6 protein-coding genes and 2 pseudogenes are annotated in these 9246 nt (G+C 50.0%); 7 read left to right on the top strand and 1 reads right to left on the bottom strand.

What is annotated here, in order from left to right; translation table 11 throughout:
- Positions 1-117: 117 nt before the first annotated feature.
- Positions 118-366, bottom strand: a complete 249-nt coding sequence (locus J1784_RS00730) for a hypothetical protein (protein WP_217147638.1) — start codon at positions 364-366, stop codon at positions 118-120.
- 639 nt (positions 367-1005) lie between these two features.
- Between J1784_RS00730 and J1784_RS00735 the strand changes: the two genes are divergently transcribed.
- The 7 genes and pseudogenes from J1784_RS00735 to J1784_RS26330 all read left to right on the top strand — a co-directional run.
- Positions 1006-2277: an HlyD family secretion protein gene (locus J1784_RS00735; protein WP_217147639.1), complete on the top strand. Its 1272-nt coding sequence runs from the start codon at positions 1006-1008 to the stop codon at positions 2275-2277.
- A complete protein-coding gene (locus J1784_RS00740) occupies positions 2270-4390 on the top strand; it encodes a peptidase domain-containing ABC transporter (protein WP_217147640.1) in 2121 nt (706 codons plus the stop codon). The genes J1784_RS00735 and J1784_RS00740 overlap by 8 nt, the downstream gene beginning before the upstream one ends.
- Positions 4384-5061, top strand: coding sequence for a CPBP family intramembrane glutamic endopeptidase (locus J1784_RS00745; protein ID WP_217147641.1), 678 nt, complete (start codon positions 4384-4386; stop codon positions 5059-5061). The genes J1784_RS00740 and J1784_RS00745 overlap by 7 nt, the downstream gene beginning before the upstream one ends.
- Before the next feature lie 659 nt (positions 5062-5720).
- On the top strand, positions 5721-6668 hold the full coding sequence (locus tag J1784_RS00750) for an ArdC family protein (protein ID WP_217147642.1): 948 nt from the start codon (positions 5721-5723) through the stop codon (positions 6666-6668).
- A 990-nt stretch (positions 6669-7658) separates the two neighbouring features.
- Positions 7659-7904: pseudogene (locus tag J1784_RS00755) on the top strand (transposase); the annotation flags it as partial.
- A 67-nt stretch (positions 7905-7971) separates the two neighbouring features.
- On the top strand, positions 7972-9123 hold the full coding sequence (locus tag J1784_RS00760; protein ID WP_217147643.1) for an IS30 family transposase: 1152 nt from the start codon (positions 7972-7974) through the stop codon (positions 9121-9123).
- A 9-nt stretch (positions 9124-9132) separates the two neighbouring features.
- A pseudogene (locus J1784_RS26330) lies at positions 9133-9246 on the top strand (IS3 family transposase); the annotation flags it as partial.

Here is a 9246-nt window from a genome sequence, read left to right on the forward strand (position 1 = left end):
GTTTTAAGGCCTTTAGCCAGTTCAGCCGCAAGGGCTTTAAGTTTCTTTTCATCCATAATTTACCTGTCTCCGTTGCTGGAGTGAACATATCAAAAACAGGCAATTACACAATTTTAATTACAGTCTCGGATTGAAAGACCCTAAACCTTGTTTGACTCCTGGGGCAGTCTGATAGCCATCACGGATTCCACCATAAATCTCTTTCCCAGCGACCCCTCCCGCAGCCTGGCCGACTCTTACACCTACTGGGCCAAATTCCGCACCAAGTGTACCTCCGACAAACTGGCCGATCGCTCCTGCTGCCAGCTCGCCATGGTCAATACCACCAGATACTTTTTTCAAGTTCTTAAACATTATTTCTTTCATTTATAATCCTTCATCTAATGAGTTAATAAATCTCACACTTCCTTTTTTTTATCTGTAAAAATCAATACAAGACCTAATGTAGAGCAAACTAATAGTAAGAAAGCTGTCGTCGAGTCAGCTTCCCCTGTTATAAATAATATGAGTGATAATATATAATAAAAAGAACCAGTCTTATTTATGAATCTTAAAAAATAGGGTGTAAAATTCATCATATAGTGTCACTCCGTTAGAACCAGAAAAACGCTGAGCATTATAAAAACTTTCGCATTGAAATAGAGATAACTCACAATAGCCTACACACCAGGTCAATGCTGTAATATTTATTAAGGAAGTTTTTAAAGAAAATCAACGCCCCAAGAGATATATGAAATAATATCCAATCATGTTATTGCAAATGATACGCATTTGCAATTGGTTCGGGGTGGAAAATTTCGATTATTTTAAAAATATTAATATTTATATTTGTTATCAGTAGGTTAGTTTGATGGAATCTAATTCCATTTAAACATTGAAAGCGTACTTGCATGTGTTTGTGAATTGATTTATATGTATTGTTCTTGCTATTTAAGAGTGTCGCTGAGAAGCCCGAATATCGACTTAATAATATTAAGCGTTGTGTCACATCTGGAGGGGACTAATTTGTTTCGCATGGAAGCACTTGAAAATAGACAGCGGTCCTGGCGCGGCCGCGCTATTTTACTGCCTGACATCCCCATCTGGATAATGACCGGGCTCTGCGTTTTATTCTTTATCACCTTTTTGGTGTTTATTATGGTGGGCACTTATACCCGACGAATCAACGTCACGGGAGAGGTCACAAGCTCCCCCGGCCCCGCCAGAATATATTCCGGAGTCCAGGGCACTGTGGTACAGCAATTTGTTAGCCAGGGGGCGTTGATTAATAAAGGCGCGCCGGTTTATCGGATAGACGTCAGTAAAAGCACATCCCGCGGTGTGGTCAGCGATAATCAGCGAAAGGATATTGAAAATCAGCTGCTGCGCGTCGGCGATATTATTTCAAGGCTTGAAGCGAGTAAACAAACCACCCTACACATGCTCGAAAAGCAAAAGTCGCAGTACAGCGAAGCGCTGAGTCGCTCCTCCGCCATCGTCAAGCGTGCGGAGGAGGGAATTGGGATAATGAAAAACAATATGGACAACTACCGGCGCTATCAGTCCAGAGGCTTAATTAACAAAGACCAACTGACCAACCAGGTCTCGCTGTATTACCAGCAGCAAAATAACCTGCTGGGACTGAGCGGGCAGAACGAACAGAATGCGCTGCAGATCACCAGCCTGGAAAGCCAGATTCAGACCCAGGCGGCCGAGTTTGACAACCGAATTTACCAGATGGAACTTCAGCGCTATGAGCTGCACAAAGAGCTTAGCGGCACGGACGCGGGAGGTGAAGTGATAGTCAGGGCACTGACCGATGGGATCATCGACTCACTCAGTGTCACCGTCGGCCAGATGGTCAGTGTCGGAGACAGTCTGTTTCAGGTTATTCCCCAAAAGGTAGATACCTACGATCTGGTGCTCTGGGTCCCCAACGATTCAGTGCCCTACATTACTCCGGGCGACAGGCTCAACGTGCGATACGAGGCCTTTCCGTCCGGAAAATTTGGTCAGTTCGCGGCGGTGGTAGAAACCGTCTCTAAAATACCGGCCTCACCTCAGGAGATGATGACCTATCAGGGTGCGCCCAAGAATATCCAGGCGGCTGTCCCCTGGTACAAAGTGGTGGTCAGGCCAAAGATGCAAGCCATTGCCTACGGCGAAAAGGTCTTGCCGCTTGAAAACGGCATGAAAGCGCAAAGCACGCTGTTTCTGGAAAAAAGGAAAATTTACCAGTGGATGCTGTCCCCGCTCTACGACGTGAAGCACAGCGCGGCAGGGCCGGTTCATGGGTAAAAATACGGTTAAAGACCTCTTTCTCAAGCTTGATTTAGGGCTGCGCCGTCGCGTTCCCGTGATGCACCAGACGGAGTCTTCGGAGTGCGGTCTGGCCTGCCTGGCCATGGTCAGCGGTCACTATGGCAAGTGTCTGGATATGATGACGCTACGCCGTCAGTTCAACCTGTCCGCACGCGGCACTTCGCTGGAGGAGCTCAGCGCCATTGCAGCAGAACTTGGCATGCGCACCCGGGCGCTGTCCCTGGACCTGGACGAAATCACGCAACTTAAAAAACCCTGCATCTTGCATTGGGACTTTAACCACTTTGTCGTATTGGTCAGCGTCAGGGGCAACCGCTTTATGCTGCACGATCCGGCAAGGGGGCGCAGAGCGGTGGGGCGCGCTGAAATGTCGCAATCGTTTACCGGTGTGGCGTTTGAAGCGTGGCCGGGCGCGGCATTTATGGCTCACTCAGAGAAAAAACGCATGAGCCTGGGCACGCTTATTCGCAGCGTGCACGGCATCCGGGGGGCGCTGACAAACATATTTTGCCTGTCGCTGGGCGTTGAGGCGGTTAACCTGATCATGCCTGTAGGTACACAGCTTGTCATGGACCACGCCATTCCGGCGGGCGACCTCGGGCTCCTGACCCTGATTTGCACCGGGTTAATTTTCTTTATCCTGCTGCGGGCGGCGGTGAGCACGGTGCGTGCCTGGGCATCGCTGGTGATGGGCACCCACATCAATGTGCAGTGGCAGTCCGGGCTGTTTGCCCATCTACTGAGTTTACCCCTGAGCTATTTTGAACGTCGCAAGCTCGGGGACATCCAGTCCCGGTTTAGCTCGCTGGATACGCTGCGCAGCGCATTTACGAACGGGATTGTGGGGGCGATGATGGACGGCATCATGGTGGCCGGCGTACTGGTGATGATGGTGCTCTACGGCGGAATGCTGACCTGGGTCGTTCTGGGTTTTACTACCGCGTACGTCCTTATCCGCCTGCTGACCTATGGACGCTACCGGCAGTTGTCAGAAGAGGCGCTGGTCAGAAGTGCGCGTGCGGGCTCCTATTTCATGGAAACCCTCTACGGTATTGCAACGGTCAAAATGCAGGGCATGAGCCAGCGTCGTGCAACTCACTGGCTTAACCTGAACATTGACGCCATTAACACCGGCATCCGGGTCACGAAAATGGACCTGCTTTTTGGCGGCATCAATACGTTCGTGGCCGCCTGCGACCAGGTGATCATTTTATGGCTGGGGACCCGTCTGGTGATAGACAACCAGATGAGCCTCGGAATGTTTGTGGCGTTTGGTGTATTTCGCGGTCAGTTTTCTGACCGCGTAGAGTCGCTGACCGGGTTCGTGCTCCAGTTGCGCATGATGAGCTTGCACAATGAGCGTGTTGCTGACATTGCGCTGAGCGAAAGCGAGGCCGTAAAGCCGGATATTCCCCATACGCCCAAAATGGAACCCGTGGGTCTGACCACCCGCAACCTGAGCTACCGCTACGACAGCCAGTCAGCACCGATTTTTAAGCTGTTAAACATGACCATTGCGCCAGGTGAGAGCGTGGCGATAACCGGCCCCTCGGGGGCGGGCAAAACGACGCTGATGAAGGTGCTGTGCGGCCTATTTGAGCCGGAGACGGGAGAGGTCCTTATTGATGGAGCCAATATCCGGCACCTGGGCGTGAACAACTATCAAAAAATGATTGGCTGTGTCATGCAAGACGACAGATTGTTTTCAGGTTCCATCCGGGAAAATATTTGCGGGTTTGTGGAAAACGTCGATGAGACCTGGATGGAAGCGTGTGCCCGGGCCAGTCACATTCACGAGACGATCGCAACTCTGCCGATGCGCTATGAAACGCTGATAGGGGAGTTGGGAGAAGGCCTGTCGGGCGGACAGAAGCAACGTATTTTTATCGCACGCGCACTGTATCGCAGGCCGGGCATCCTGTTTATGGACGAAGCGACGAGCGCCCTGGACCCCGAGAGCGAACGTGGCGTCAACGTTGCCATCAAAAAACTCAACATCACGCGGGTGATTATCGCACACCGGCCGTCAACGATAGCGTCTGCGGATAGGATCATTTCATTAGGCCTTGGAGGACAGGGAAGATGGTAGAGAACGAGTTTTTAGACAGGACAAAAGCGGTTAACGGCTGTTTCTCGATGGTTTTACTGAGCATTTTTCTTCCCGCACTTCCGTATTTTCTCGAGAGCAGGGAGGCTTTGATCAGTAAGGGGCTGTTTTATCCGCTGATATACCTCACGCAATTCCTGGTGATTTTTACGCTGTACATGCTGTTTTTCAGGCGAAGAGAAGGGCTGGGCAAAGGGGAGATGAAGGGACGCTATCTTGCCGTTTTTATCTTTGGCCTCTTTGTCATTCAGTTTTTGTTACCCCGGGCGCTAGGATTAACAAAATCCGAGGACTGGCTCACCGGACAGATGTCACTGCCGGGCTGGACCTTGCTGTTCAACGCGCTGCTGCTGACCTTTATCGTGCCCGTCTACGAGGAAATCATTTTCAGGGGATGTCTGTTTAACGCCCTGATGTACTGGTTCAACGACCGGGTGTATTGGTCAGCCCTCGTTTTGGCGGCGACATTTGCGCTAATGCACACGCAGTATACGGATCCGCGGACATTTTTTTTACTGTTTCTGGTGTCGCTGCTCCTGACCGCCGCCAGGGTGAAGACAAAAGGCCTCGGTCTGCCCGTCACCCTGCACATGATAATGAACGGCAGCGCCACCGCGCTCAGCTATCTTTTCATGGCAACAAGCGTCAGATGAGGCACATATTCACGGGGAGGAGTACACGCAACAAACGGGATAAGGGTAGTAACAGTTTGACCGCCGGTTAATGAATATGGTGACAGTTTGGCATAGATCCAGACGTAAGTGACAGGCGGGTTGCGTATTCCCGCCTACACCGGCCATTGATGGCGACAGAGCCCGACCACCCTTTCCGATGCAATCCACCATGTGATCCGCCAAATCATTAAGTGAGTTCATGTGCTGCGTCGTCAGCAAAAGCTCGCGATGAGGCGACCACTTCGAAGTTTTGCAAGCAAGCCCACTGGGTTGTTTAGAGCAGTCATGACCCTTATCTAACGTGATACACCACGAAGTTATTGCCTCTTTGTACGATCCCCTTCGGGGCGTTTTATCCGCTTTGCTGTCTCGCCGAGAAACGAAGCTTCACTGACGCAACCCACAACATCAAAAGCATTTCACCAGCAGGCATAACGGGCGCTACGTTCGGGAATGCTTGCCGTCACTTTCTCCTGGGTCATCCTCATTTTCGCATCAGCTTCCGGGCATCGTTCCCCACCACAACCTGTTCCGCAAGGGTAAATGTACGCTTTGCGCCCTGGCTGAACAGAACGATGGCGGGGGGACGAGCCGTCAGGCGATACGAAAACGAAATTAACCCTGACGGAGAAAAAACCATGACGATGAAACTGCATACCCAAACTACCGCCCCTAATACCTCACCGGCGACAAGCGTATCCTCGCTTGACCTGTCAGGCTCCTCAAAATCGAAATTGTCTCAGAGCAAAATGCCAAAACCTGATCTGTATCAGACGGTCACGCAGAGCATCATCGAGGCGTTGGAGGCCGGTGTTAAGCCTTGGACGTGTCCATGGGAGCGTGTAGGGATGTCAGGTTTACCGGCGAACTACGCCACCGGCGCCGCGTATAGCGGTATAAATATTATGCTGCTGTGGGGTAGCGCGGCGAAGCAGGGATTTAGCGATTCACGTTGGCTGACCTACAAACAGGCACAGGCTGCAGGCGCACAGGTGCGTAAGGGGGAGCACGGAACGGTCGCGATTTTCTATTCCACCCTGGAGAAGGAAAACGAAGCCGGAGAGATTGACCTTATCCCGATGCTGAAAACGTTCACCGTCTTTAACGTTGACCAGATCGACGGCTTGCCGTTGTCAGCTGAGGCAACCACACTGGCCGCAACATTTTCCCCGATACCGCAGGTGGAATCGCTGGTGCAGCGCAGCGGCGCGAAAATCACACAGAGAGGGCAGGCTGCATTTTATACCCCTTTAAGTGATGAGATTTTTCTGCCAGAACGTAGCCGCTTTGCCGATGCTGCAAGCTTTTACGCCACCGGCTTACATGAACTGGTTCACTGGAGCGGCGGAAAGAGTCGTTTACATCGAGAAATGAAGGGGGGCTTCGGGTCACAGGGTTACGCCTTTGAAGAACTCATCGCGGAGCTGGGCTCGGCATTTTTAATGGCGGATTTAGGTGTCGTCGGAGAGGTTCAGCATGACAGCTACATTGCCTCATGGCTGACATCCTTGAAAAACGACAAGCGGTTTATCTTCAAAGCGGCCAGCGCCGCGTCTAAAGCGCACCGTTATCTGATGGATTTATGAGGGGCAGGGGAGAGCATGGTGCACCTCTCTCCATGAAGAATTCCTGTCATAAAAGGGAGGCTAAAAAGCCTCCCTCAGAAACGAGAACGCCCTGACCAACGGTGTGAGCAGGTCAAAGCGTAAATGAATGAGCATGATTTTCCCGGCGTACCTGAGGGTACGCCGGGGGAGCGCCTTAAGGCGCTCATCTTCAAAAGAAGCCGCAGTGCTCATAATGCCTGCGTGAGCGTGTAAGAAAATCATTAAGTCAGGCACGATCATCTTTCAGATAATTTGACTAAATTAAAGATGTTCGGCGGAAACGAGATTGGGATAAATTCTTTCGCCGGTCCATCAAAAAAAAAGTTGATAGCGACCTTTTTTCCGCTCTCAGGTGTGCTGGTTCGACTCACATCCCTGCCGCGATCCTTATTATCTTGTGAGTAAACTCCGGTTTCGCAAAGATTATGTCCTTTCAGTTAAAGGTCATGTCCGCCGCTGCGCCCAATCTGACCTCATCTTTCAACATTTGGCCTTTCAATATTGGCAATGCGGCGGGAGCTTTAGAGGATGGCGGTGAAATAGCTTCGGGATAGGGTTCGGTGATGCTTGTTAGCGGGAGCGGTCATAACTGCGTTGTCACTGGGAATGATTCAGTGTGTTAAGTAGTAGGGATACAAAATCTGCTTTAAGCGCCCTATAAGTAAATGTAGAAATTTGGCCTGAGTCAGCCAGGGTGACAGACTCAGGGGGGAGGGGGTAATTGTTTTCTTGATTTTTGAGCTGATGAAATAATCATCGTGATCCACGATTTCCTGCAGCCTTTTATAGGGAGTAGCGAAACCATTGCTCATTTTCAGAAGACCTCGTGAGAGACAAATCATCTTGACTGGTCGTGGCCAAACACGGATTACCAGTTTACCGTCACCACAACTCTTGCTAAGAATGAATAGACCCGGGTTTCGTAGACACTTTTTTGCCTCATAATGGAGGCCTAATGAAGGAGTGTTTATGTCAGTCAAAACGTTCACTGAAGAATTCAAAATTGAAGCCGTAAAACAGATCACTGAGCAGGGGTACCCTGTATCTGAGGTCTCCTCTCGACTTGGTGTATCCACTAATAGTCTTTACGCCTGGGTTAAGCGCTACCAGAAGCCCGAGCCGCAGCGTAAGCAGGACGATGCACTTCAGCATGAAGTAAAGCGCCTCAGGCAAGAACTTAAGCGAGTAACTGAAGAGCGGGATATCTTAAAAAAGGCCGCTGTAGATTCAATTGATCAATGCAACATCCATGCTAAAACATGGGGTAGCGGAGGATTATTGAATGAAGCGTACATTTACGGCAGTAGAAAAAGAGTTTGTTTTCGACTCATGGAAGAACGGCATCGGCTTCAGTGACATTGCTAAAACCCTGGATTCTAAGCCTGGCACCATTTTCACTATTTTAAGAGACTCCGGTGGCATGAAGCCCAACGTGCGCAAACGCGCTTCATCACATTTGACGTTATCTGAACGGGAAGAAATACGCGTCGGACTCTCTGCCAAAAAAAGTATCAGAGCTATTGCGCATTCTCTAAATCGCTCGCCTTCTACGATCTCAAGAGAGATTCAACGTAACCGTGGCCGACGCTATTACAAAGCGGTGGATGCGAATAACCGGGCGAACCGAATGGCCAAAAGGCCGAAGCCCTGCTTGCTGGAGAAGAATCTGGCGTTACGGGATTTAGTTTTGGAAAAACTGGAACTCAAATGGTCTCCTGAACAAATATCCGGATGGCTTAAAAATACAGTGTATCGCCGAAAATCGATGCAAATATCAGCAGAGACGATTTATAAAACCCTGTATTTTCGCACCAGGAACGCCTTACATCATCTGCTGGTAAAGCACCTGCGCCGTTCTCACAGTCTACGTCATGGAAAACGCCACTCTCGCAAGGGTGAGCGCGGGACGATCAACATCGTCAATGGTATCTCTATCCATGAGCGATCAAGACATATCGACAATCGTCGTTCTGTTGGCCACTGGGAAGGGGATTTAGTCTCAGGAACAAAAAATACGCATATTGCTACTCTCGTTGATAGGAAATCGCGCTATACCATCCTGCTGAAATTGAAGGGAAAAGACGCCACTTCAGTGAATCAAGCTTTGATAGAGAAATTTAAAGAAATGCCCTTCAAGCTTGGGCAATCATTGACCTGGGACCGCGGTATGGAGCTTGCCAAACACGCTGATTTTACGGCTGAAACAGGCACGCTAGTTTATTTCTGTGACCCACAAAGCCCATGGCAACGAGGTACCAACGAGAACACTAATGGCCTTATTCGGCAATACTTCCCTAAAAAGACCTGTCTGGCTCAACATTCACAAGAAGACCTAGACCATGTCGCAGAGCAATTAAACAACAGGCCGAGGAAAACATTGAAATTTAAGACGCCAAAACAGGTTTTTGAAAAGGGTGTTGCGTTGACAAGTTGAATCTACAGCCGCGTACTTTGCAAGAACGTCAGGCTGAAGTACGCCTTCATTAAAAAAATGTCGTCCTTTTATGCTGTACGCAGGTTATGCCTGGTTCTTGGCCTCCATCACAGCGGTTATTAC

It is taken from the genome of Rahnella ecdela (assembly GCF_019049625.1).
GTDB lineage: Bacteria > Pseudomonadota > Gammaproteobacteria > Enterobacterales > Enterobacteriaceae > Rahnella > Rahnella ecdela.